Annotated in this window: 22 protein-coding genes; 15 read left to right on the forward strand and 7 right to left on the reverse strand. The window is 68.4% G+C overall.

Features of this window, described 5'->3' with window-relative positions; genetic code table 11:
• Positions 1–394: 394 nt before the first annotated feature.
• The 6 genes from ACQP12_RS14115 to ACQP12_RS14140 all read left to right on the forward strand — a co-directional run bounded on the left by ACQP12_RS14115 (position 395) and on the right by ACQP12_RS14140 (position 5904).
• Entirely contained in the window at positions 395–1501 is a 1107-nt protein-coding gene (locus ACQP12_RS14115; RefSeq protein ID WP_433281760.1) for an IS110 family transposase, read from the forward strand.
• A 62-nt stretch (positions 1502–1563) separates the two neighbouring features.
• Complete coding sequence (locus ACQP12_RS14120; protein WP_433288138.1) at positions 1564–2028, forward strand: hypothetical protein; 465 nt, start codon at positions 1564–1566, stop codon at positions 2026–2028.
• Between the two features lie 305 nt (positions 2029–2333).
• The gene (locus ACQP12_RS14125; protein ID WP_433288140.1) at positions 2334–3359 is read left to right on the forward strand and encodes a hypothetical protein; all 1026 of its coding nucleotides are present in this window, start codon (positions 2334–2336) and stop codon (positions 3357–3359) included.
• 210 nt (positions 3360–3569) lie between these two features.
• Positions 3570–4133: a histidine phosphatase family protein gene (locus tag ACQP12_RS14130; protein ID WP_433288142.1), complete on the forward strand. Its 564-nt coding sequence runs from the start codon at positions 3570–3572 to the stop codon at positions 4131–4133.
• 255 nt (positions 4134–4388) lie between these two features.
• The gene (locus ACQP12_RS14135) at positions 4389–5207 is read left to right on the forward strand and encodes a transglutaminase domain-containing protein (RefSeq protein ID WP_433288144.1); all 819 of its coding nucleotides are present in this window, start codon (positions 4389–4391) and stop codon (positions 5205–5207) included.
• A gap of 193 nt (positions 5208–5400) precedes the next feature.
• Positions 5401–5904, forward strand: coding sequence for an NUDIX hydrolase (locus tag ACQP12_RS14140; protein WP_433288146.1), 504 nt, complete (start codon positions 5401–5403; stop codon positions 5902–5904).
• 228 nt (positions 5905–6132) lie between these two features.
• Here the strand turns inward: ACQP12_RS14140 and ACQP12_RS14145 are convergent, their stop codons facing one another.
• The 5 genes from ACQP12_RS14145 to ACQP12_RS14165 form a co-directional block, all read right to left on the reverse strand.
• Positions 6133–6705 (reverse strand): TIGR03086 family metal-binding protein, encoded by a 573-nt coding sequence (locus tag ACQP12_RS14145; RefSeq protein ID WP_433288148.1) that lies wholly within the window; start codon positions 6703–6705, stop codon positions 6133–6135.
• Positions 6692–7174 carry an SRPBCC family protein gene (locus ACQP12_RS14150; RefSeq protein WP_433288150.1) on the reverse strand — a complete coding sequence of 161 codons (483 nt, stop codon included), beginning with the start codon at positions 7172–7174 and terminating at the stop codon, positions 6692–6694. Before ACQP12_RS14150 ends, ACQP12_RS14145 begins: the two co-directional genes overlap by 14 nt.
• A complete protein-coding gene (locus ACQP12_RS14155; protein WP_406070104.1) occupies positions 7171–7533 on the reverse strand; it encodes an ArsR/SmtB family transcription factor in 363 nt (120 codons plus the stop codon). The genes ACQP12_RS14150 and ACQP12_RS14155 overlap by 4 nt, the downstream gene beginning before the upstream one ends.
• A gap of 2123 nt (positions 7534–9656) precedes the next feature.
• Positions 9657–10262 carry a hypothetical protein gene (locus ACQP12_RS14160; protein WP_433288152.1) on the reverse strand — a complete coding sequence of 202 codons (606 nt, stop codon included), beginning with the start codon at positions 10260–10262 and terminating at the stop codon, positions 9657–9659.
• Positions 10263–10573: 311 nt separating this feature from the next.
• Positions 10574–11002 (reverse strand): NUDIX hydrolase, encoded by a 429-nt coding sequence (locus tag ACQP12_RS14165; protein ID WP_433288154.1) that lies wholly within the window; start codon positions 11000–11002, stop codon positions 10574–10576.
• 289 nt (positions 11003–11291) lie between these two features.
• Between ACQP12_RS14165 and ACQP12_RS14170 the strand changes: the two genes are divergently transcribed.
• Complete coding sequence (locus ACQP12_RS14170) at positions 11292–13217, forward strand: S9 family peptidase (protein WP_433288156.1); 1926 nt, start codon at positions 11292–11294, stop codon at positions 13215–13217.
• Between the two features lie 242 nt (positions 13218–13459).
• On the opposite strand, the gene ACQP12_RS14175 is transcribed toward ACQP12_RS14170, so the two are convergent.
• The gene (locus tag ACQP12_RS14175; protein ID WP_433288158.1) at positions 13460–13642 is read right to left on the reverse strand and encodes a hypothetical protein; all 183 of its coding nucleotides are present in this window, start codon (positions 13640–13642) and stop codon (positions 13460–13462) included.
• Positions 13643–14325: 683 nt separating this feature from the next.
• Here ACQP12_RS14175 and ACQP12_RS14180 point away from each other — a divergent pair.
• From ACQP12_RS14180 to ACQP12_RS14205, 6 genes are read left to right on the forward strand one after another with little or no spacing between them, the layout of a single operon-like run.
• Positions 14326–15354, forward strand: a complete 1029-nt coding sequence (locus ACQP12_RS14180; RefSeq protein WP_433288160.1) for an Lrp/AsnC family transcriptional regulator — start codon at positions 14326–14328, stop codon at positions 15352–15354.
• On the forward strand, positions 15351–16259 hold the full coding sequence (locus ACQP12_RS14185) for a polysaccharide deacetylase family protein (protein ID WP_433288162.1): 909 nt from the start codon (positions 15351–15353) through the stop codon (positions 16257–16259). Before ACQP12_RS14180 ends, ACQP12_RS14185 begins: the two co-directional genes overlap by 4 nt.
• Positions 16260–16311: 52 nt before the next feature.
• Positions 16312–17625: an MFS transporter gene (locus ACQP12_RS14190; RefSeq protein WP_433288164.1), complete on the forward strand. Its 1314-nt coding sequence runs from the start codon at positions 16312–16314 to the stop codon at positions 17623–17625.
• A complete protein-coding gene (locus tag ACQP12_RS14195) occupies positions 17622–18431 on the forward strand; it encodes an SDR family NAD(P)-dependent oxidoreductase (RefSeq protein ID WP_433288166.1) in 810 nt (269 codons plus the stop codon). The genes ACQP12_RS14190 and ACQP12_RS14195 overlap by 4 nt, the downstream gene beginning before the upstream one ends.
• On the forward strand, positions 18428–19459 hold the full coding sequence (locus ACQP12_RS14200) for a ketopantoate reductase family protein (protein WP_433288168.1): 1032 nt from the start codon (positions 18428–18430) through the stop codon (positions 19457–19459). The genes ACQP12_RS14195 and ACQP12_RS14200 overlap by 4 nt, the downstream gene beginning before the upstream one ends.
• Complete coding sequence (locus ACQP12_RS14205; protein ID WP_433288170.1) at positions 19456–20625, forward strand: M20 family metallopeptidase; 1170 nt, start codon at positions 19456–19458, stop codon at positions 20623–20625. Before ACQP12_RS14200 ends, ACQP12_RS14205 begins: the two co-directional genes overlap by 4 nt.
• A 560-nt stretch (positions 20626–21185) precedes the next feature.
• Here the strand turns inward: ACQP12_RS14205 and ACQP12_RS14210 are convergent.
• A complete protein-coding gene (locus tag ACQP12_RS14210) occupies positions 21186–21566 on the reverse strand; it encodes a barstar family protein (RefSeq protein ID WP_433288172.1) in 381 nt (126 codons plus the stop codon).
• 186 nt (positions 21567–21752) lie between these two features.
• Between ACQP12_RS14210 and ACQP12_RS14215 the strand changes: the two genes are divergently transcribed.
• Positions 21753–22277, forward strand: coding sequence for a hypothetical protein (locus tag ACQP12_RS14215; RefSeq protein ID WP_433288174.1), 525 nt, complete (start codon positions 21753–21755; stop codon positions 22275–22277).
• Positions 22278–22448: 171 nt separating this feature from the next.
• Positions 22449–22898, forward strand: coding sequence for a DUF6882 domain-containing protein (locus ACQP12_RS14220; RefSeq protein ID WP_433288176.1), 450 nt, complete (start codon positions 22449–22451; stop codon positions 22896–22898).
• Positions 22899–23104: the final 206 nt, after the last annotated feature.

Here is a 23104-nt window from a genome sequence, read left to right on the forward strand (position 1 = left end):
ATGGCGCATGGAACCGATACGCCGCTGCTTCAGGGTTGGCCCTCGACTCCGGCTGCGAGGAGGCCGCTCTGGCGTCTGCCCGCCATCCGCACATCGGCTACTTGTTTCATTGACCTGCGACCGTGGCCCGGCCAGGCTTCGGTCGAGGCGCCCGGGCTGTCGCTCTCATTTCGGCTGCCCACGTTGGTCGTGTGGCTCTCATTTGGCCTGCGCGGCCCGGGCGTCGCCCCAGGGCGGGGAGAGGCTCAAGAGGGGTTTGCTCGGCTCGAAGTAGCGTTGCCCTCCCGGCTCGACAACCCAGGTGGATCGAGCATCGGAGGACGCGTTGAGTGGCACGTCAGATCGTGTGGTCATCGGGATGGACCCGCACAAGCGCTCTGCCACGATCGAGGTCATGGCCGGCGACGAGGCCGTCGTCGGCGGCGGCCGGTTCGACACCGACTGCGACGGTTACGCGGCGATGAGGAAGTACGCCAAGCAGTGGCCGCACCGGGTCTGGGCGATCGAGGGCTGCCAGGGCATCGGCCGGCACATCGCCAACCGGCTACTGGCCGAGGGCGAGCAGGTCGTCGACGTCCCGCCGAAGCTGTCCGCCAGGGCGCGGGTGTTTGCCACCGGGCAGGGCCGCAAGACTGATGCCACCGACGCCCACTCCATCGCGCTGGTCGGCACCCGCATGGCCGGGCTGCGCCCGGTCGTCAACGACGAACAGCTCGCCCTGCTGCGGATTCTGGTCGACCGGCGCCGCTCCCTCGGCGAGGACCACACCCGGATGGTGTCCCAGCTGCACCAACTGCTGCTGGACCTGATTCCGGGCGGGGCGAAGAAGAGTCTGTCCGCCGCCCAGGCCAAGGCGCTGCTGGCCACGGTCCGGCCCCGCGACGCGGTCGGCAAGGCTCGCCGGCGGGTCGCCGCGGAGCTGATCAGTGACCTCGAACGGGTCTACCGACGCTCCAAGGAAGCCGACAAGGAACTGAAGGAGCTGGTCGCCTCCACCGGCACCACGTTGATGGACCTGCACGGCATCGGACCGTCCGGCGCCGCCCGGCTGCTGGTCGAGGTCGGCGACATCACCCGGTTCCCCAACCGGGCCCACTTCGCCTCCTGGAACGGCACCGCCCCCATCGACGCATCCTCCGGCGACCAGGTACGACACCGGCTCTCCCGCGCCGGCAACCGCCAGATCAACCGGGTGCTGCACATCATGGCCACCGTCCAGCTACGCAACCCCACCGAAGGACGCGCCTACTTCGACCGCAAGAAAGCCGGCGGCAAGACATCAATGGAAGCGATGCGAGCCCTGAAACGACGCCTGTCCGACATCGTCTACCGGTGCATGATCAACGACGCGGCTGCCGTGGCGGCGGGCCCGGGAGGACACCGGGGAACGACAACTGACTCCAGCGTGACCAACTCGCATCCCCAAGCCGGCTCTTCGGAGAAGTCACTTCCCGGACCCGCCGACACCCAGGATAGAACTCTCCTCCCGGCGGTGTCTTGACACAGAGGGGAGCCTACTTCCCGAGCAAAGAGGATTTGCTCTTCCCTGAGACCGACCGCCGGGTGCGCGTCGCGGTCGACACGATCGCCCGCCGGTCGCCGGACGAGGAGCCGGCCGAAGTCCTGCTGCGCGCGCTCCGTGAGGCGAACGACGACAGCGAGGACATGACCGGCCCGCTCGCCGCACTGAGGATCCGGTTGACCATGGAGGTGCCCGCGGTCCGCGGCCGTGCCCTACAGCTGCAGTGGGAGAGCCAGCGCGAGATTGCCCGGCACCTGGCCGCGGCCTACCCCGACCGCTTGGACGAGGTGAGCGCCGCCGCCCTGGTCGGCGCCTTCCTCGGCGCGGCTACCGGCGCCCTGACAACGCTGATGGAGGACCCGGAGCGCCGAGCCAACCCGGCTGCGCTCCGCGAGTCATTGCAGAAGGCCACCGAGATCGCCCTGCGCCCGTGGGCGCCGCAGATCAGGCCCTCACGAGAGGCCTCGACACCGGCCGCCTCGACACCGCCGCCGGGGTCGCCCTGAAACGTACGGTCAGGCACCGGCACCGCACCGGCGCCGATGCAGGCAGGCCAGTCTTTCCGCATCACTGTGGAGGACAGCGGCTGAAGACCGCCACCTCACCGCCGGAAGGTAGCGCACTGTTCTCGGCATGACCGCGCGACCAGCGGCAGATGCGGATGCCGCTGCAGGTATTTGGGGATACAGCCCCAAGATCCGCTACTCCGTGGGGGTAGTGCGGGTCCTGGCCCAGGGGGCTGGGCGCGCCTACCAGTGACAGTTAAGGTTCGGCCTGGTGGTACGGGCGACCGGGGAGCGGGGGCAGCGGGTTGGAGTTCGAAGTCATGCGCGTGCCGTTGCCGGTCCAGGTCGGTCCGGGCGGTTGGGGATACGGCACCGCGATCATCGGCCTTCCAGGTACCACCTCGGTGTTGTTTACGCTGCCCGGCGGCGCCCGCACCCCGTGGTGCACCGTAGACCTGCCGACCGGCCGGATCCTGCGCGGTACCGGCATGCCCGGTCCGCTGCGCGCCGCACTGTTCCCGTCGGTGGTGGCCGACGATCCCCGACCGTGGGTGCTCGGCGCCTACGGCCTGGGACGCCTGCAATTCGAACCTCGCCCGACGGTCACCGACGTCGTCCGCAAGAGCCTAGGCAAGTGGCAAACCAGCCTGGTCGACCTGGGCTCCGACCTGCTAGGTGTCGGACACCGGCGGACACGCTCCATGGCGCTGGTAAACGCGCTCGACGGCAGATTCGTCAAGCGCTTCCGGGCGGCCGGGGGTGGCATTGGTTATGGGTTGCCCAACGGCCAAGTCCGCATCCTCGGCCTGCACCACGCTGAGGCCTGCGACTTCGACCCAGCGGCCTTCAAGGTGACCGCCCGGCACGCCGTGCCGTACGGCACCGACGCCGTACTCGCCGACGACGCCGTGATCGCCCTAGTCGGTGAGCGCCGCGACATCGAGCGGGTCTACGACGTCCGGGAGTTGCCCGACGAGGGCACCTCCGTGCTGAGCACCGCGCCACCGGCCGCTGACGACGTGGCAGTCGATCTCGGCTGGAACGTCCTACCGCGTCGGGTCGTCGTGTGCGGCGCCATTGACCTGAGGGTGCGTCGGGAGGAATCGGCGCCGGCGGGAACAGTGCAGATCCTCGGTCGGGACTCCGACGGACGCATCGTGCTCGGCACGCGCACCGGTCTCGTGCTCCTCGACCAGCAGACGCTGTCGACCGTCGCCGAATACCGGACCGTGCGGGAGATCGGCGGCGCCGGGCTATGCGCGGCGACGAACGCCGCCGCGCTGATCGGCGCCGACGAGGACCTGTCGGTCTTGACCGTCGTGCGATGGTGAGGCACACGCGCTGAGTAAGAAGGACATCCGTCGACCTCGACACACTCATTTCGGCTGTGACCGGGCGCTGGCTTGATCTGTTGTGGTGACACTGCGTGGCGCGCGGATCGCGGCAGAAGAGTGCACCTTGCCGTGTTCTCGGGCCCATCGTCCGTGCCTCCGTGATCTATCGTGCCCTTCGTCGCACAAGGACCCGGAGGGTGGCCCACGATGGCTCGTACACAGCTGTACCTCATCCGCCACGGCGAACAGGATCCAGCAGCTTCGGACGGAGGCCTTTCGCAACTCGGTCGCGAGCAGGCGGACCGGCTGGGCCGGCGGCTGCGTACAGTGCCTTTCTCGGCCATCCACCACAGCCCGTTGGCCCGGGCAGCCCAGACCGCCGACATCATCGCCGGCCATCTCCCACAGGTGCCGCGACACGACTGCGACTTTGTAGCAGACCGAACCCCGGTGCCCTCCGCCGCGCAACGCGGCCGATACCCGGACCGGTGGCATGCCTGGCTCGACGGCGTACCCGACGACGAACGCGACGAAGACGCTACGGCTCTGCAAGCTGCCGTCACACACTTCGGTCTCGCCGGCGACACCGACCGGCACGAACTGCTGATCACGCACAACTTCGTCATCGGGTGGTTCGTCCGCCACATGCTAGACGCCCCGGAGTGGCGGTGGATCGGCCTGAACCAGGCCAACTGCGCGATCACCATCGTGCAGTGGGATTCCGACCGGCCACCGACCTTGGTCAGCTTTAACGACACGGGGCACCTGTAACTGTGTGGCATCCGCTCATCGGCCATGACCGACCGTTCAACCCACCGCACCTCGTCACGCAGGGTGGTGTCCCGTCAGCGGCAGATGCGGATGTCGTCCGGGCTGGTCCGGTAACCCTGAACAGCTCTTGTGATGGTCCTGGAACCAGTCCCTCGTTTGCCAGGCATGGCGCCGAGTCCCCGGCAGATGCACGCGAGGCGGTCGCGTTGGTCAGGGGGACAGCAGATCTGGGTGGCGGCGCCTACGATGCCCGGCATGACAGGGACGATCGATTTCGCGGTGGCAGGTCCACTGACGAGGATCGACACGCTCCACGAGCCCGCGCTGACCGATCTCCCGCGCGAGGCCGTGGAGATCTGCCGCCTTGTTCACGATCTCGTCGTCCAGCCGACTGACGCGAAGGGCCTGAGCCTGCCCGACGAGCGGTTCGCCGAGAACCAACTCCGTCCCGTCAACGGTCTGATCGGCGCCCTGCTAACCCTCGACGCGGCCCCGCTGACCGTGGCCCGCGACCCTGCCCGGCGGGTGATCGGCACGTGCCGGCACTTCGCCGTGCTCAGCTGTGCCTTGCTGCGCTACCGCGGGATCGCGGCCCGCGCCCGCTGCGGTTTCGCCACGTATTTCCAACCTGGCCAGGGCGTGGACCACTGGATCACCGAGTACCGCCAAGACGGCCGCTGGGTGCGGATCGACTCCGAAATCCTGGGCGGCTCCCTCGTTGCGAAACCCGAAGACCTCGCCACCGACGAGTTCCTCACCGGCGGAGAGGCGTGGGCGGCCTTCCGACAGGGGCACATCGATGCGGCGACCTTCGGCGTGTACGGCACCGAGAACTGGGGGCCGGCCGAGATCCGGGGAAACGCAATCAGGGATCTCGCCGCACTGAACAAGGTCGAGATGCTGCCGTGGGACGAGTGGGGACGCATGGCGGCCTCCTACAAGGGCGACACCGGCCCCGAATACGACGAACTCATCGACACAATCGCCGCAGTTTGCGCCACCGACGATCCCGACGCCGTCACGAACCTCTACGCCTCCGAGGACCTCACCGTGCCTACCGCGCTCCTGCAGTAACACCCGGGACAGCCTCCTCTGGCAAACGCCACCACGACCCCGATCGTCGGCGCGACCGCACGTCGAGCGGCCACCGCAAGGCTGTCACACCCTGTAACGCCCGACCTGCGGCTACTTATCAGTGCACGGGATCATGCAGAAGGCGGCGCTGAGTCGCTCACGACGCCCCGACCCTGCGGCTACCATCTTGCGAATGGCGCTCTCGCAGTACGTGGCTGGCCTTCGAAAGCTTGTGGGCAAGGATCTGCTCATGCTGCCGAGCGCCTGTGCCGTCGTCGTTGACGACAGCGGACGCGTGTTGTTGGGTCGGCGTGTCGATACTGGAAGGTGGTCCCTGCCGGCGGGAGCGATCGACCCTGGCGAACAGCCGGCAGATGCGGCAGTACGCGAAGTGTACGAAGAGACGGGCGTCCACATCACTGTTGAGCGCCTCGCCGGGGTGGCGCTTCGCGAGGTCACCTATCCCCATGGCGACATCTGTCATTACCTCACGGTGTGGTTTCGCTGCAGGCCGGTCGGGGGTGACGCGCGCGTCAATGACGAGGAATCCCTGGCCGTAGGCTGGTACAGCCCTAAAGCGTTGCCGGACCTCGATGCGGTCGACCGGCTACGCATCGACACCGCTTTCGACGACGCCGCGCCGGCATGGTTCGCCGTACCTGGGCACGGCTACGACTGGCTTCCGTCGGGATCCTGATCCTTCGCGAGCCCACGCGAGGCTCTTCGCCGGGCATCCGCGTTTCGGCAGATCCGGGTGCCTGCTGGCGTGCCGTCCATGCTCACGTTACGTGACGCGCGGATCGCGGCAGATCCGGATGTCGTTGGGGTCCTGCTCAGGTTGCTGGTCGGCACGCGAGCCGCTCCTGGTAGGCGGTCTTTGGGAATGATGGCGACTTCCTTGAAGCACGTGGTCGCGGGCCGGGGGTCAACGCGGCGTCCAGTTCGGGTCCCGGCCGATGAAGCCGAGCATCTTGGTCTGCGCGTCGGCGTCGTCCTTCACCGGCACCCGGGCGCCGTATTGCCCGGACGACCGCATGACCTGCTCGATCGGCTCCATCCCGGCCAGCAGTTCGGCGCAGAAGTCGGAGTCGAGCCGGTCGTCCTGGCCAGTGGCCCGGGCGAGGTCCCAGGTGTGCATGAACACGTCGGCGGTGTAGAACTGGTCGATCGCGCGGCCCAGCGGCACCTCGCCGATGTGCCGGTTGCTCAGGACCAGGTCGGCGGTCGCCGGGTCGTCGAGCAGCGCCTGCACGGCGTCGCACTGCGTCTGCCACGCGCCGACCGGGTCGTCGTCGACGCTCGGGCCGGCCGGCAGCTGGATGCCGCTGCCGGAGGCGAGGAACGAGGGGAACCACTCCGTCAGGTGGCGCACCACGTCCCGGGCGGTCCACTCGGCGACCGGCGAGGACACGTCCCATGACCGGGTGCCCCGGACGCGGTCCGTGAACACCCGGCCGATCTCCCGGTGCCGCTCGGCGGGCCGGTCAGACAGTACCATCGGCGAGCATCTCCTCGAGCTTCGCGTAGCCCTCGTTGACTCCAATCTCCATGCCGCTCTTGAGCCACGCGTCCCGGCCCTCGAAACTGTCTACAAGGGACTGCGTGCGCAACCGGGTGCGGCCGTTGCCGAGGTCCTCGAACCACAGCGTCTCCAGGGCCACACCGTCGGGGTCGCCCTCGTAGGTGAACGTCTGCACGATGCGGTCCGGCCGGACCTCGTGGAAACAGCCGCGGAACGCGTGTTCCTCCCCGTCCCGCGTCGACACGAACCGCCAGCTGCCGCCGGAGCGCGCGTCCCACTCCTCGATGCGCGTCTCCAGGGAGCTCGGGCCGATCCACTGCGCGAACAGCTTGGGATCGGTGTGCGCCCGGAATAGTTGCTCCGGCGTGCCCGCGAACTCGCGGGTCATGCGAATGATCGGCACGTTCGGGTCGGCCTCGATCTTGGTTTCGGCGATGGTGCTCATGCCACGCTTCCCTTCTGCTCGTCGTTGCCAATCTCGGTCTTGTTCACTTGCGCGAGGACCCCGTCCAGGCGGCGGTAACGCTCCTCCGCCTGGCGCCGGTAGCGCTCGATCCACTTGTCCATCAGGTCGAAGACCTCCGCTTCCAGCCGCACCGGCCGAGGCTGGGGCCCCGGCGGCCGGCTCACCACCCCGGCGTCCTCCAGCACGTTCAGGTGCTTGTAGACCGCCTGCAGCGACATCTGGTATGGCTCGGCGAGCTGGTTCACAGTCGCGTCGCCGGCCGCCAGCCGGGTCACCATGTCGCGTCTGGTCGGATCCGCGAGTGCCGCGAAGATCCGGGACAGCTCGTCCGCCGCCATCGGCACCTCACTTCGAACAGTGTTTCAACCTCTCGGTTGAAACTGACGCTAGTCGCCGTTCCCGGATGTGTCAATCGTTGGGTTGAAAGTCCTGCTCAGCCGTTGGGTGTGGACGGACAGGTGGGGTTGATCGTGGTTGGCCAGGTGCGCTGCCGGTAGTCAAGGTAGGAGGCCAGCGACGCGGGAGTAGGGCCAGCGGGATGATCTGGTCGCCGAAATGCGGGGGCGACTCTCCAATGGCTCAACCGCGTCACCAACGCTAACTCCGCCCGGCGCTACTTCTATCGACCCGCTTCGCCGGGGGTGCCCATACATCCAGACGGAGAGCATTCCTTCCGTGTACGCAATTTCCGCTCATGACGCGCACTCACATCGGCTAGATCAGGATGCCGAGCGGTGGCGGCCGCCGTCACGCTCCGCCACTCGCGGATCGCGGCAGATGAGTGTGGATGTGGGCGAGTACAAATCGATGGCATCGCACGCGTTGGAATTACTTCTGGAAGATCTGCGAGTAGATCATGTTTACGGCAACTCCCAATGGAACGGAAATGGCGGCAGCGCCGAGCCAAAACCCCCATTGCTGGCGCCAGTTTCGGCGTCCGGTTTCGGCACTTTCTCGCGAGATGGTAGCTTCGACGAGGCCTTTGTACGGCGGCCGCCTGTTCGCGATTTAACGCCGCCAACTGCTCATAGTGAGCAGCTTCGACCCTCAGTGCTTCAATTGCTGCTGCCCGAACGTCCATCTCGGCCTGAAGCTTGGCGAACAAATCGGCAGCGTCAGCCAACTGCTGCGTTAATGCATCTACGCGGATAAGCAATGGATCCTTGATGTCTTTCGCGCTTGCGGTGTGTGCGCCGAGTTCGGAGGCTGAAGGGAGGCGTCTGACGGCGATCACCGCCGTCGCGAGAAGGCTACCAAAGAACACTACAGCAGCTGTTATTGCGCCAACTTGCAGGCCGAAAAGGACTCGTGCGCCCCGACCAACCGAAGCCGCAAGGGCGAGTGCGAGTATTGCCGCTCCAACGATGCCCAAGCCGACAAACACGGCGTTCCGGACTCCGCGGATGAATGGGATACTCCATAATGAACTAGTCAGATCATGACTGCTCTGCGCCGAGCCGGGACCCATTGTAGATACATACACCACCCTCCGAACTCGGAGGAAGCCGTCAGCCGGGTAGCTACAGAAGCCTTGTTTGGACTCAGCGCTGCATTGTCATCGGCACGTCCGGACGGCAACCGGGCCAGCTCTGAACTAGCCTGCGTAGCGCGAGGATTGCCATATGTGAGTGCGGTGACCACATCAGTATGGCCAGGCGGTTGCGGCTTACTAGTTGCAGTCTCGGCGTCCTATGCGACAGGTGGTTCTCGCGACTCACTCCGAGTCTGGTTGCCCCATTTCTTGCGATAATTTTCTATGATCTGGCGACTCTCTTCGCGAGGACAATCATCTCCGAGTCGGCAGAGCAGATTGTGGAACTTCCCGTTCATTATGAGGAAGAGTCCCGAAGCGACCGAGGCTCCTATCGTCACGATGCCTATTAAGACAAGTACGGCAATTGGCCACGGAGCACCCCCAGAGGCGAGTGCGATGAAGCTAGCCAACTCTGCCAGGACAGCCAATGCTAGCGTTGCCTCTATCAACCGTCGGCCCATGTTCGCAGCCTTGACCCAAGCACTGTCTGTGCGGTAACGCTCCACCCGTGAGAGCAAGATTAATGTTTCGATGTGCTGCTCAAGTATTCGTGGCTGAAGAACCCAAGTCAGTATGAGTACGGGAATTACCTGAGCCGCCGTTGCATAAAAATCAGTGGAAACCATTAGTTGCCAACCTCAAACCTTCGATGGACTACAAATACGTGGCGTGAAGGGGTCACGGTCTCCGATCGTATTATTCCTAGCGGCTCCCTAGGCGCGGCAAAGTCGCCAGATGGATCGCCTAGCAATAAGTGACAGTACCTAAGACGGTCGATGAGCGACACTGGACGATCGTCTAGTCCGTATCCGCTCATCGGCACGACCGGGCGCCGGCTCGATCCAGCTGTGGTGACACGCGTACCGCGCGGATCGCGGCAGATGAATGCGCCCAGTTGTCCCGATGGGTGGCCCGGATTCTACGTATTCACAGGTAGTCAAAGAATCGAGTAAACCAAGTCGCATCGGCCGCCGGGCCGAAGACCCAGCCGTTAGGCCCGTCGTATGGCGTGGCGAGGATGTGCTTAGGCACTATGAGATAACCGAGTCCGGCGAGTGCCTCTTCGATCCGTTGCCGGTCGTCGGGGTGCAGGTAAGGCTTCTGATCGCTCGGACTGGACGCCGCGTACGTGGCGACGCCGCCAAACTTGCTAACACTCACGACCAAGGACAGCGGGATGCGTGTGCGCTTCGTGTGACTGCGGCTGGCCTCGGCGGGAATCCAGACGCTGCCAAAACAGGCGGAGTCCTGGGCCAGCCCCGAGTCGCACGGGCAACCATAGGCCTCGCTCAACCGCTCTGCGAGACGCTCGAACCGGCCTTGGGTCGCAGCGTGGTCGAAGTCGCGTGGCACCTCCAGGCCATCACCTTCACGTCGCGCCACCCGGTCGTTCAACGCCGCAAGCATCGGCTCCGGCATGGACCCCGCCACCATGGCCCGCAGGATCGACTCCCGCCCAATGCTCTCGGGTGGCGCAACCGGCTCGTCCAGCGCCCGGAGTATCGACCACCAATCCGCGTCAACCATTGTCACGCGTGCACCGTAACCGCCGAGCTACGGAGCAACCAACCTGGTTTGGGCGGGAGCGACTGGGCACTGGACACACATCCGGCAGTTTCCGATGCCCCATACCCACGCTTGACGGCCAATCCTCTGCCAACACTGGAAAGCGCACTGTCATCGGCATGAGCGCGCGCAGTGCGGCAGATCCGGTAAACGACAGAGATCGAGAACGGTTCGGGAGGCGAACACGCTGTAGTCCGTGCGCGGGGCTCGTCGCCGCGGTCCAGGAAGGTCTCGGGGCATCTTGGTCATCAGCAGGACAGGGACGTGGCAAATGTCCTTCACCCGTTGGGGTAGGTGACAACCGGCTCCGCTTCCGGATCGGAATACGCCCAATGGGCGCCCGGCTGAGCCTGACGGGTGAGGACCGCAACTGACGGCTCCGACAGCGGCCGGTAGGGCAACTCATGAAGCAAGCGGCTCGCTTCTTCGACGGGGAACCAGCGGGCCTGCTGAATCAGACCATCTGGGTCGCGGACGTGCAGGGTCGGATCCACCACATCGACGGTGAAGTTCCACACCCGGCTGACGGTGACTGCTCCAGTCACCGCCGTCGTGCCATGAAGAACGAGGTCCGCGGTTGCGACGACCAGACCTGTCTCCTCGGCCAACTCTCGGCAGGCGCCCTCAAACGGCGTCTCGTGGTCCTCGATCCGCCCGCTCGGGATGTTCCAGTAGGGGCCGCCCCACCGTGGGTACTCCTCGTACACGAGAACGACTTTGTCGTCGTGATGTGCGAGAACGCCGGCGTACCGGGACCGACTCATGCTTGGCACGGGGGCCATTCAACCTCACCTCAGCACCGCGCACGGGCACGGGCACGGGCACGTCACAGCTTTCACTATCTGCGGCAGACGTGCGCATCCGATCAAGCAGCGAGATCGTTTCCTCCTAGCGTTGTGTCGAGATTGGGACGGCCTGCGAGGGCGCCGCCGCCATGCTGCGGAGGCGTTGCGGCAGCGGTTGGCCGCCGTGGTGGTTGATCGATAGTGTGCCTCCGTGGCCCGTGCACAGCTCACCGCCCAGTTGGTGGTTGACGGTCGCGTTCCGCAGGCATTGGCGCTGTCGCCGGACGGCAAGTGGGTCGCCTACGTGGTCGCCCCGGTCGGGCGGGCTGGTGAGCACCCGGTCAGCGAACTCTGGGTCGCCGCCGTCGACGGGACCCGGTCTCCGCGACGATTGACTTCGGGTGAGGCGTACGATTCAGCGCCGCGGTGGGCCAGGGATTCGCTGCTGGTCTATTTTCTCTCCGACCGGGCCGAGCGTGGCACGGCGCAACTGCACCGGGTGGGGCTGGTCGACGGTGTTGTGCAGGCGGTCACGTGCTGGGCCGGTGGGGTGTCAGATCACCTCCCACTAGCGGATCCGGACCTGGTCGTGGTGATCGCAGCCGATGAACCGTCCGCTGAGCACGACCGTCGGGACAGGGAGCGCGACGACGCTCGGGTGTGGGGTGAACGCGTATGCCCGGACCGGCTGCGGCTGCTCGACGTACGTAGCCGGGAGGTTCGGACACCGGGTGCGTGCGGCGATCGCCATGTCGTCGAGGTGGTCCAGCGGTCCGACGATGGAATGCTGGCGGTCCTGACGTGGTCGACCCCCGACGTGGACCCGGGCCTTGTGGAGCCCGGTCTGCACCTGCTCGATCCGGACAGCGGCGTGACGCGGGACCTCGGCCCGGCCGCGGCGGACGCGTCCTCGCTCGTCTGGTGGTCCGCCGACGACGGCTGGCACTTGGCGTATGTCGCGAAGACTCCGCCCGCTCTGGTGGGCGGACAAGCGGTTCTCGATGTCGCCGTGCCGGTGAGTGGGCCGGTGGGCGAGCACCGTAACCTGACCGCCGGCATGACCGTCTGCCCGAGCAACCTGGTCCAGGTCGACACCGGTCCGCCGCTGGTGCTGGTCGCCGAGGGGCTCGATACCGCGATCCACCGGCTCGATCCGGCCGGGCCCAACCTCGTCGAGGTGTCCCGGGTCGACGGCCTCGCGACGTCGTTGACCACGAGCCGGCACGGTGACGCCGTCGCGGCGGTGGTGAGCACCTCCTACGAGCCTGGGAACGTCCACGCCGGCCCCACTTGCGGGCCGCTGACGAGGCTGACCGATCTCAGGCCCGAACTGCGCGACATTCGGTGGGGTGTCCAGGAACGCTTGTCGTACGAGGCATCCGACAGGCTGTCCCTGGACGGCCTGCTGATCCTGCCCGCCGGCCGGTCCCACAAGGACGGCCCGTTTCCGCTGGTGACACTTGTTCACGGCGGCCCGTACGAACGGCACGCCGACCGGCTCCAGCTTGGCTGGCACCCGTCAGGCCAGTGGCTGGCGAACGCGGGTTACGCCGTGTTTCTGCCGAACCCGCGCGGCGGCCAAGGGCACGGCCACGAATTCGCGGTGCGCGTCGCCGGTGCGGTCGGCCTGGTCGAGTGGACCGACATCTGCGCCGGCATCGACCTGCTCATCGCAGACGGCATCGCAGACCCGGACCGGCTGGGCATCGGCGGCTGGAGCCACGGCGGGTTCATGGCCGCATGGGCGGTCGGGCAGACCGACCGGTTCAAGGCCGCCGTGATGGGCGCCGGAATCACCGACTGGGGAATGCTCGCCGCAACCGGAGAAGGGGGGCCGTTCGAGTCCGCCCTCGCCGGCAGCAGCGGCTGGGAAGGAACAGGTCCACACCGCCACGACCGGCTCAGCCCGATCTCGTACGCCTCCAAGGTCCGCACGCCGATGCTGATCCTGCACGGCGAGAACGACACCAACGTGCCGGTATCACAGGCGGAGTTCTTCCACCGCGCGCTACGCAGGTTCGGAGTCGAGCACAAGTACGTCGTCTATCCCCGGGAGAACCACTCGATCCGCGAACGCAACCACCAGCTGGACGTGCTCCGCCGCACCCGCGCCTGGTTCGACCGGTGGCTCGGATGACCCCCCCGTCGACCGCCACGACTGATGCGGCTTACCACGGCAGCTAGGGCACCTTCAGATACAGAGCGGCGAGCCGCGACAGGCGTTAACGCAGCTGTGAATCGGCGTCGAGGTTCCACAGCAGCTACCCACTCATCTCGGATCCGGATCCGGATGCCGAAGGCGGCAAGCGGGCAGCGCCGTCCCGGCCCCGGCCTGCTGGCGACCTCCGGCCCGCATCGGCCGGCCGGGCTGACGTGGTATTACAGGTGCTTCCAGCCCCGCGGCTTCGCCAGCACGATGATCAGGGTGCCGAGCGGACCCCACAAGCTGGGCGCGAAGTACGGCCTGTGGTCCAGGCCCTTGCGGTTGACCATCCACTGATTTAGCCGGAAGAAGGCGAAAACTCCCGCCAACCAGGCGAGCGGTTCGATCAGTCTGTCCACCGGTCTCCATCCACGTCGTCAGCCAGGAAGCTACGCCAAGGCGACCAGCGTGGCCGAGTTCGGACGATCGCCGGCGGGGAGGGACATCGCCCTCGGTGGGGGATCGCTGCCGCGCAGCAGACCTGCTTGCCCCTGAGTCGCGTGGGCATCGGCCCGCGGTTCGATGACGACGGGGACCAGGGCATGACCCAGTTCCGGGTGTCCGATTGTCGACGCCACCCGGCTGGCGTCAACCCGGTTGACCGCCCGGGGCCTACCCGAGCGCGCAGGTAGGGTGATCGTCAGCCGATCGGGATGACGCCGAGAACGCGCAGCCCAGGTTGGGGATCAGTTCGTGTCGATCCTGCGACACGAACCCGCGCGGCTCAGTCGCCAGCGATGCGAACAGCCGACCCGGACACCGCACCCGAGGGCCACAGCGGCCACCAGACCGCGTACAGCGACACGCGCATCCCGGGCTGGCGCGGTGCGGCTCGAGTGTGGGCTTGCGGGCGGCGTGCTGGCGCGTCTCTTGCCCTGAAATCGGTCATACGGGCTGTCGGAAGTGTGGTGACGCCCTCCCGTCACGAGCAGCGACCCGAGGCGCATCTGTGCCGATAAGCAGCAGCAGCGGGCCTATCCGTGCCGGAAATCCCCATGGCTGACCCTTGCGGTGCGGCTTTTCGTCACGCAGGATGGGTCGCATGGATGACACGCCCACCCTCGACGCGCTGGACCGTCGCCTGCTGGCGGCGCTGCAGCTCGACGGCCGCGCGCCCTGGGGCCTGATCGCCCGCGTCGTCGGAGCCAGCGAGTCGACGGTGCAGCGGCGTTTCACCGCGCTGCGCAACCGGGGCGCCGCCCGCGTCATTGGCGTCGTCGACGTCCTGCGGTGCGGCTTGGGGGTTCCGGTGCTGGTCCGGGTCTCCTGCCGGCCCGGCACCGCGGGGGAGGTGGTGACCCGGCTGGCCGCCCGGCCCGAGGCCCGCTTCGTGGCCATGGTCTCCGGCAGCGTCGACGTGGTCGCCGAGTTCGTCGTGCGGACGCACCGGGATCTGGCCCAGGTGCTCGTCCATGACCTGCCCGGCGCCGACCTGGTCACCGACACCGAGACGTTGACGGTGATGCGGACGTTCACCTCCGCCCACGACTGGGACACCGGCCTGCTCGACGAGGAGGCGGCCGCCCTGATGCGCCCCACGCCGGTGCGCCCGTTCGAGGACCAGGTCTGGGAGCGCCCACCGGATCGCCTGGACGACCTGGAACTGGCCATCCTCGCCACCCTCGGCGAGGACGGGCGGATGCCGGTGCGGGAGATCGCGGCGCAGGTCAACTCCAGCGAGTCCACCGTCGCCCGGCGCATCGACTCGATGGTCGCCCGCGGCTGCCTGCGTTTCCGCACCCTGGTGGAGCCGACGCTGCTGGGCTTCGCGGTCGAGTTCATGCTCTGGCTCGACGTCGAGCCGGCCCAGCTGGACGCCGCGGGCCGCCGGCTCGCCGAGGACCCCGGCACCAAGTACCTGTCCGCCACCGCCGGGCGCTTCAACCTGTGCGCCCAGGTGTCGCTGCGCCACTTCGCGGATCTCTACCGATTCACCACCGACGTGGTCGGCGCCCTGCCGGGCGTCCGCCGCGCGGACACGACATTGCAACTCGACACGCTCAAGCGCGCCTGGCTGCCCACCGTGTCGCACCTGTCCGCCGAGTCCGTCACCGAGAGGAGCAGCCAATGAGTGCCACCGAGCCGTGGCAGTGGGACGAGGCCACCTGGCGCGGCCACGTCGACCGGGTCCGGGCAGGGCGCCGGCTGGCGCCGCCGTGGCCGGGCGGCGCCAAGGTCGCGGTCGCGATCTCCTTCGACTCCGACCACGAGACCATCCCACTGCGCGAGGGGGAGACCCGCCCCGGCAAGCTCGCCCAGGGCGAGTACGGCTCCCGCGTCGGCGCGCCCCGGATCCTCGCCGCGCTGGCGCGGCACTCGGTGCCGGCCACCTTCTTCATGCCGGCGGTGTCCGCGCTGCTGCATCCCGACGAGGCGCGCGGCTACGTCGAGGCCGGGCACGAGATCGCCGCCCACGGGTGGATCCACGAGCGCAACATGCTGCTCCCGCCGCAGGACGAACGTGACCTCGCCGCGCGGGCCCTGGACACCCTGGAGAAGCTCACCGGCGTGCGCCCCGTCGGGGTACGCACCCCGTCCTGGGACTTCTCCGACGCCACCCTGGGGATCATCGCCGAGCTCGGCTTGATCTACGACTCGTCGCTCATGGCCGACGACGACTGCTATGAGCTGCTCGCCGACGGCCGGCCCACCGGCATCGTCGAGCTGCCGGTGGAGTGGATCCGCGACGACGCCCCGTACTTCATGATGGAGCGTTACGGCTCCCTGCGGCCCTACACGCCGCCGCGCGACGTGCTGCAGCTGTGGCGCGACGAGTTCGACGCGGCCCGTGCAGACGGCGGCCTGTTCCAGCTCACCATGCACCCGCACATCATCGGCCACCGCGCCCGGATGGTCGTGCTCACCGAGCTGCTCGACCACATGGCCTCCTTCGACGACGTCTGGTTCGCCACCCACGCCCAGATCGTCGAGCACGTGCGGTCGGAGCTGTCCGAGCCGCCGAGGCGCGCCGAGTAGCGCGGGCCGCCCTCACCCCCTTTCACCCTGACCACCACCCCGGAGGTTCGCCGTGACCGCGACCACCGCGACCGCACCCACCCGTGCGCCCGCCGTGCCCCTCACCGACAAGCAGCGCCGTGCCGTGATCGCCGGTTCGATCGGCAACACGGTCGAGTGGGTCGACTGGGCGCTGTACGCCTCGTTCGCGCCCATCTTCTCCGCGCAGTTCTTCCCGAAGGGGGATGCGGGCGCCGCCCTGCTGGCCACGCTGGCCGTGTTCGCCGTCGGGTTCCTCATGCGTCCGATCGGTGGCGCCCTGCTCGGCAGCTACGCCGACCGGCACGGCCGCAAGGCCGGCATGACGCTGACCATCGCGATGATGGCCGGCGCCGCGCTGGTCATCGCGATCTGCCCGCCGTACTCGGCCATCGGCATCCTCGCCCCGATCGTCCTGGTGCTCGCCCGTCTGGTGCAGGGCTTCTCCGCAGGCGGCGAGTTCGGCACGTCCTCCGCCTTCCTCATCGAGTCCGCGTCGCCCGGCCGCCGGGGATTCGTCGGCTCCTGGCAGCAGGTGTCCGTCGGCGCCGGCGCGCTGATCGCCTCGCTGCTGGGCACGCTGCTGACCCGTACCCTCAGCGACGACGCCCTGGCCACCTGGGGCTGGCGGGTCGCGTTCGGCATCGGCGGCCTGCTCGGCCTGGTCGGGCTGTGGCTGCGAGTCTCGGTCGAGGAGACCGACGCCTTTACCGAGCTCGCCCAGCGGCGGGCCGGGCAGCCCAAGCCGCGGCCGGTGAAGGACATGCTGGTCAAGCACCCCCGCGCCGCGCTGCGCGTCGTGGGGATCACCATCGCAGGCACCCTGCTCTACTACATGTGGGTCAGCTACATGCCCGGCTACGCCCACACCGCCGAGGGCATCCCGCTGACCACCGCGTTCCTCGCCAACACCCTGGCCATCGCGATCTTCCTGGTGTTGCTGCCCTTCGGCGGCAAACTGTCGGACCGCTTCGGTCGCAAGCCCACCCTGCTCGCGTTCGCCATCGGCTTCCTCGTGCTGGCCTGGCCGGCGTTCCAGATCATCGGCGGCGGCTTCTGGTCGCTGTTCCTCGTCGAACTCGCCGGCGTCTTCTTCCTGGTCGGCTACTCCGCCAACTGCGCCGTGGTGATGGCCGAGCAGTTCCCCGCCGACGTCCGCACCACCGGCATCGGCCTGCCCTACGCCCTCGCCGTGGCGATCTTCGGCGGCACCGCCCCCTACGTCACCACCTGGCTGGCCACCCACGGCCACCGCGACAAGGTGTGGATCTACGCCGCCGCGGCCGCCGTCATCGGCATCGTCGTCTACGCCACCATGCCGGAGACCAAGGGCAAGGAGATCGAATGAGCAGGCACGTGCTGGTCACCGGAGCCGCCAGTGGAATCGGCGCCGCGATCGCGGCCCAGTTCGCCAATGACGGCTGGGCTGTCACCGGTGTCGACCTCCGCGAACCCGAACTGCGCGCCACGTTGGACGCCCTGGGCACCGACACCGACGCCCACGTCGCCGACCTCGCCGATCCCGCAGCACCGACCCGCGTCGTCATCAAGGCCTGGGAGCGCGGGGGACCGCTGGACGCCGTCGTCAACGCGGCCGGCATCTATCCCGCCCGCAGCTTCCTCGACCTCGACGCCGCGGTGTGGGACCGCGTCCAGGCCGTCAACGTCCGCGCGCCGATGCTCACCACCCGCGCCTTCGCCGAGCTGGCCGTCGCGACCGGACGGCCCGGCAGCGTGGTGAACATCAGCTCCGGCGCGGCGCTGCGGGCCCGCCCCGGTGCCGCCCACTACAGCACCTCCAAGGCTGCCCTGGAGATGCTGACCAGGGCAGCCGCCGTCGAGCTGGGCGCCGCCGGCATCCGGGTCAACGCCGTCAGCCCGGGGTTCGTCACCGTAGACAGCGCGGCCAACCCGGTGACCGAGGAGTACGCCGCCGCCGTGTCGGTGAACCCGCTCGGCCGGCGCGGACGCCCGGACGACATCGCCGCCGCGGTCGCGTGGCTCGTGTCGCCGGCCGCCGAATGGGTCACCGGCACCGTTCTCCGGGTCGACGGCGGCGCGTCCGCCGGCACCACCACCCTGCCGCCGCACTGGCCCGGCCTCAGCGACGTGCAGGCACCCGATCCGCACCCCACGCAAGGAGCAACCCTGTGACTGTCCGCAGCTACACCATCGTCGGCGCCGGGGCGATCGGCGGCACCGTGGCCTGGCACCTCGCCCGGGCCGGACATCAGGTCACCGTGGTGGACGCCGACCCGGCACACGTCGCCGCCATCACCGAGGACGGGATCGTCCTGGAGCGCGCCGGCACCCGGGAGGCGCAGCGGGTGGCCGCGGCCCTGACGCCCGACCAGGTCACCGCCCCGCTCGACCGGGTGCTGCTGGCCGTCAAGGCCCACGCCACCGACGGGGCCGCCGCCTGGCTCGCCAAGCACCTCGCCGACGACGGGTACGTGGTCAGCCTGCAGAACGGGCTCAACGAGGACGTCATCGCCCGCCACGTCGGCGCCGAGCGCACCATCGCGGCCTTCGTCGACCTGTTCGCCGACGTCACCGCCCCCGGGGTCATCGCCGACGGTGGGGCCGGCGCCATGGCGATCGGTGAGCTGACCGGCGCGGTCACCGACCGGGTACGCACCCTGGTCCAGGACCTGCAGGCCTGGGGCCCCGCCGTGGCCAGCGACAACGTGGCCGGCTTCCTGTGGTCCAAGCTGGGCTTCGGCGCGATGCTCACCGCGACGGCCCTGGCCGACGACGCCATGGCGCAACTGCTCGACCGGCACCGTCCCGCCGCGCACACCCTCGCCCGGGAGGTCTTCGCGGTCGCCGCCGCGGAAAGCCTCACGCTGGAGCCCTTCGACGCGTTCCGGCCGACCGCCTACACCGCCGACGCGAGCCCGGCGGACGCCGACGCGGCCACCGACGCTCTCGTCGCGTGGCTGGGCACCCAGACGAAGACCCGCAGCGGCATCTGGCGGGACATCGCCGTGCGACATCGCGCCACCGAGGTGCCCACCCAGTACGCGCCGGTGCTGGAAGCGGCCGAGCGTCACCACATCGACGTGCCGGTGTTGCGCGCCATGCTCGGTCAGCTCGCCGAGGTCGAGGCCGATCCGTCGACCATGAGCGAGGACCGGCTGACCGTGCTGGACCGGATGGTGGAGCCGGAGGCCGCGCGATGAGCGTGGCCAGCCACCTCGACCTGGGTCCGGTCGACAGCTTCCTGCGCGCACACCGCGACGACATGCTGGCGGACCTGGCCGCGTACGTCCGGCTGGAAACGCCCAGCGACGACCTCGCCGCCCTCGCCCGCGGCCGCGACTGGGTTCGCGCCTGGGTGGAGCAGCGTCTCGGCCTCTCGGCCGCGGCGCGCACCGCGCCGGGCGGCGACCACGGCGACACCCTCGTGCTCGACTACCCGGGCACCTCGCAGGGTTCCGCACCGGTCGCCGTGCTGGCCCACTACGACACCGTCTGGCCGCTGGGCACCATCAAGGACATCCCGTTCGATGTCACCGGCGACATCATCCGCGGGCCGGGGGTCTTCGACATGAAGGCCGGCCTCGTGCAGGCGGTGTGGGCGCTGCGCGCCCTTGACGCCCTGGGCCTGCCCCGTCCGCCGGTGCGCCTCATCCTCAACGGCGACGAGGAACTCGGCAGCCCCGCCTCCCGCCCGGTGATCGAAGAAGCCTGCCACGGCGCGGCCGCCGTCCTCGTGTTCGAGGCCAGCGCGGACGGCGCGGTCAAGACCGCCCGCAAGGGCGTCGGGCTGTTCGACCTCACCCTCACCGGCGTCGAGGCCCACGCCGGGCTCGACCCCACCGCGGGCGCCAGCGCCGTCACCGCGCTGGCCGAATTCGTCCTGCACGCCACCGCGCTGACCGATCTGCCGGCCGGCACGAGCGTCAACGTCGGTGTCGTCGACGGCGGCACTCGCCGCAACGTCACCGCCGGCTCGGCGCACGCCGGCGTCGACGTACGGGTCTCCTCCGAGGCCGAAGCGGAGCGGATCGAGCGGCAACTGCGCGGGTGGCGGCCAAGCAACCCGCTGGTCCAGGCCCGTGTCGATGGCGGGTGGAACCGGCCCGTCATGGCCCGGACCCCGGCCATCGCCGACCTGTTCGCCCAGGCCCGTGTGCTGGCTCGGCAGCTCGGCTTCGAGCTGGGGGAGATTGCCGTCGGCGGCGCCAGCGACGGGAACTTCGCCGCGGCCCTGGGGTTGCCGGTGCTCGACGGCGTGGGTGCCGTCGGGTCGGGCGCGCACGCCCGCGACGAGCACGCCACGGTCTCCGGGATGCTGGAGCGGGCCGCTCTCGCGGCAGGTCTCGTCACCTCGCTCGCCCATTGAAGCCGGGCTCAGGCGTCGTCGACGTCCGGCAGCCTGGGGTCGCGTCGCCTGACCGACCGGGATCAGGGTCGGTCGCCGCCGCAGCGCCTGCGGGCTCGCCGCTGCATCTGCTGCCGGTGCGGGCCGCCGCCGAGTGGGCGCTGTGGAGGCAGGAACGCGAGGTCCGTTCCGTGGCCCTGGTGGGCGACGTGCGCGGGATGCAGCCTTCATCCGAGCTCGCCGGCGCGCCCGCCACGCTGCCTGACCACCCGCTCAGCCGGGGACCGAGCGCCAGTCGAAGGGGCAACCATCCGGCAAGGATGGCTGCCCGTGGGCGGTGCCGGAGGTATCGCCGCCCCTGGCCTATCGGTTCCAACTACGAGCATGATCGGGCGGCACCCGTGCACGCTCTGGCGGCACCCGTGCACGCACACCGGCACGAGCGGACGCTGACCGGCGCGCGGTCAGCGGCAGATGCGGATGTTCTCGACGGGTCAACAGACCCAGCGCATCGTCGGCTAGGAGGAGATGGTCAACAGACAGGTCGAGGACCCCTACCCCGATCCTGAGCCGCATTAGCGCTATGCCAGACGAAGTTTGCCGTGCTCGTCGAGGATGCCAGTAAGCCAGTCGAAGACGGTCGGACCTGTTCCAGCCCTCGCGGCCCTGAGATCAGCTTTGACCAAGGGCCGATTCGACGGGTGGCAGCGATCGAGCCGGAATTTCAGCTGTCTTGCCGTCTCGGTGTATCCAAGATTGCGCCTGGAAGCCTCGTGGTGACGCCACTCGAAGACGTAGTCATCGTCCTCGGGGGCGCCCATCCCTCCGTGCAGACAGTCGTGGAGCGCGTCGAGGTTCCGGCCGAAGTACCCGCCCGGACCATTCACGGCTTCGCCGATCACTCGCCAGAAGTCCTCCAGCGTCTGCACCCGCCTCCCGTCGATTGCGTACACCGTCGTCACGCGGCAAGTGTCGGCGTCCCCCGACCGCGAGGCAAGCTAACCGTCTTCCCTCACGCTCGGCCCATGGTCAAGCGACGCAGCGCGGTCAGCGGCAGATCCGTGCACCCGAGCGTGGAATCTACGAGGCGACCCGTGAACCAAGGATCAGCGGTCAAGCGATGTTTCACCTTCAGCTATCGTCGTCAGATGTCCGGTGCCCGCACCGCGGTGACCGCCCTTGTCGCCCTCACGGTCGTTGACATCTTCCACACCATCGTCGCCCTCGCGGCGTACGAGCACCGGATCGGCGTAGTGACCCACGACGGGTCCGGCACGGTGGACATGCTCGACAGCATCGTGCCGCTTCGCGAGCTGTCCGCAGCGATGTTCTGTCTGCTGCTTCTCACGCTGCTTACCGCCTGGGCCGGCGTCGCCAACTGGGTCATCCGGGCCCGGCGCACCGAACCACCGGTCGCACCCACAGCGCCAGTGGCGTGGTGGCGGATGAGCGCGATCGTCGCCGTACCCCTCAACCTGATCGCAGCCGTGCAGTACCTGTCCGCCACCGCAAACGGGGGCGAGTACATGCGCACCGTCCTGGCCGAGACCACCATGCTGCTGGTCGCCGCATCCGTGGCAATCGTGACCACCACGACCGCCGGTATCCAGGTCGTCCGGAGCACCGCAGCAAACCAGCAGCACTACGCCGTTGCCGGAGCCACAACGGCGTAGTCGTCCACGTGACGCACGGTCGACGGCAGATTCGGATGTCGGAAGCAACGCACGGGTCCTGTGGAAGACTGCGCACCCATGGGATTCCTCAGGCGTAACGGTGGTTCGGACAGCAGCTCGTCGGAGCCTGGACACGTAGACCTGAGAACGCTGCTACTGCAGGGTGAGGACATGATCGGCCAACTCGCTCAGGCGCACATGTCCTGGGGGCTGGGCACGGCGGACCGTTGGGGTCTCGACCAGCGCACCGGCATCATCACGTGGACTTTCCCGGACAAAACCGCTACGGCTCCGGGCCAGATTATCGGCAGCTATAACCCTTCGGCGGCCTCCTGGCTCTGGGCGTGGGCCAACGAATCCATCCTTCCCGACGTGAGCCGAGACTCGCGCGCCATTCGCGATTGGGCCGAGGCGCATGGCCAACACGGTCTCACCCAGCCGAAGGTCGACGCCGATGACCACATGGCCGCCACCCTTGCCGCCCTCGCCGTGAGAATCACTCGGGCAACAGGCTTCTACCGAGGCACAGGAACCGTCTCGATTCCGATCATCACCTTCGGAGTAGTCACGCTGACCACCAAGGACGGAGAGGCGTCAACCTTCAAGATAAACATCGGCTAGCGGTCGACTCGCTCCATCCGGTCGATCGTAGGCAATAGACATCGCCCCGAGATCGGATGCACTGTGCTCGTCCGGACACCGGCGATCAGCGTCGATGGCATCTTCGGTCACGAGCGCCTCGCGGCTACTTTGAGACTTTGCGCAGGATCGATGTCCGGCCATGGGCGGACGTGCGGCGGGAGACAAGGCCGCACGTCGCGGCGCCG

Origin of the sequence: Micromonospora sp. CA-244673 (genome assembly GCF_050948395.1) — a bacterium.
GTDB lineage: Bacteria > Actinomycetota > Actinomycetes > Mycobacteriales > Micromonosporaceae > Micromonospora.

Excerpts from the sequence above, each read along its gene's own strand:
- ACQP12_RS14215 (WP_433288174.1), top strand. The coding sequence starts at position 21,753 with ATGTCCGGTGCCCGCACCGCGGTGACCGCCCTTGTCGCCCTCACGGTC.
- ACQP12_RS14180 (WP_433288160.1), top strand. The coding sequence starts at position 14,326 with ATGGATGACACGCCCACCCTCGACGCGCTGGACCGTCGCCTGCTGGCG.
- ACQP12_RS14145 (WP_433288148.1), bottom strand. The coding sequence starts at position 6,705 with ATGGTACTGTCTGACCGGCCCGCCGAGCGGCACCGGGAGATCGGCCGG.
- ACQP12_RS14205 (WP_433288170.1), top strand. The coding sequence starts at position 19,456 with ATGAGCGTGGCCAGCCACCTCGACCTGGGTCCGGTCGACAGCTTCCTG.
- ACQP12_RS14185 (WP_433288162.1), top strand. The coding sequence starts at position 15,351 with ATGAGTGCCACCGAGCCGTGGCAGTGGGACGAGGCCACCTGGCGCGGC.
- ACQP12_RS14155 (WP_406070104.1), bottom strand. The coding sequence starts at position 7,533 with ATGGCGGCGGACGAGCTGTCCCGGATCTTCGCGGCACTCGCGGATCCG.
- ACQP12_RS14130 (WP_433288142.1), top strand. The coding sequence starts at position 3,570 with ATGGCTCGTACACAGCTGTACCTCATCCGCCACGGCGAACAGGATCCA.
- ACQP12_RS14150 (WP_433288150.1), bottom strand. The coding sequence starts at position 7,174 with ATGAGCACCATCGCCGAAACCAAGATCGAGGCCGACCCGAACGTGCCG.
- ACQP12_RS14135 (WP_433288144.1), top strand. The coding sequence starts at position 4,389 with ATGACAGGGACGATCGATTTCGCGGTGGCAGGTCCACTGACGAGGATC.
- ACQP12_RS14220 (WP_433288176.1), top strand. The coding sequence starts at position 22,449 with ATGATCGGCCAACTCGCTCAGGCGCACATGTCCTGGGGGCTGGGCACG.
- ACQP12_RS14195 (WP_433288166.1), top strand. The coding sequence starts at position 17,622 with ATGAGCAGGCACGTGCTGGTCACCGGAGCCGCCAGTGGAATCGGCGCC.
- ACQP12_RS14140 (WP_433288146.1), top strand. The coding sequence starts at position 5,401 with ATGGCGCTCTCGCAGTACGTGGCTGGCCTTCGAAAGCTTGTGGGCAAG.
- ACQP12_RS14115 (WP_433281760.1), top strand. The coding sequence starts at position 395 with ATGGCCGGCGACGAGGCCGTCGTCGGCGGCGGCCGGTTCGACACCGAC.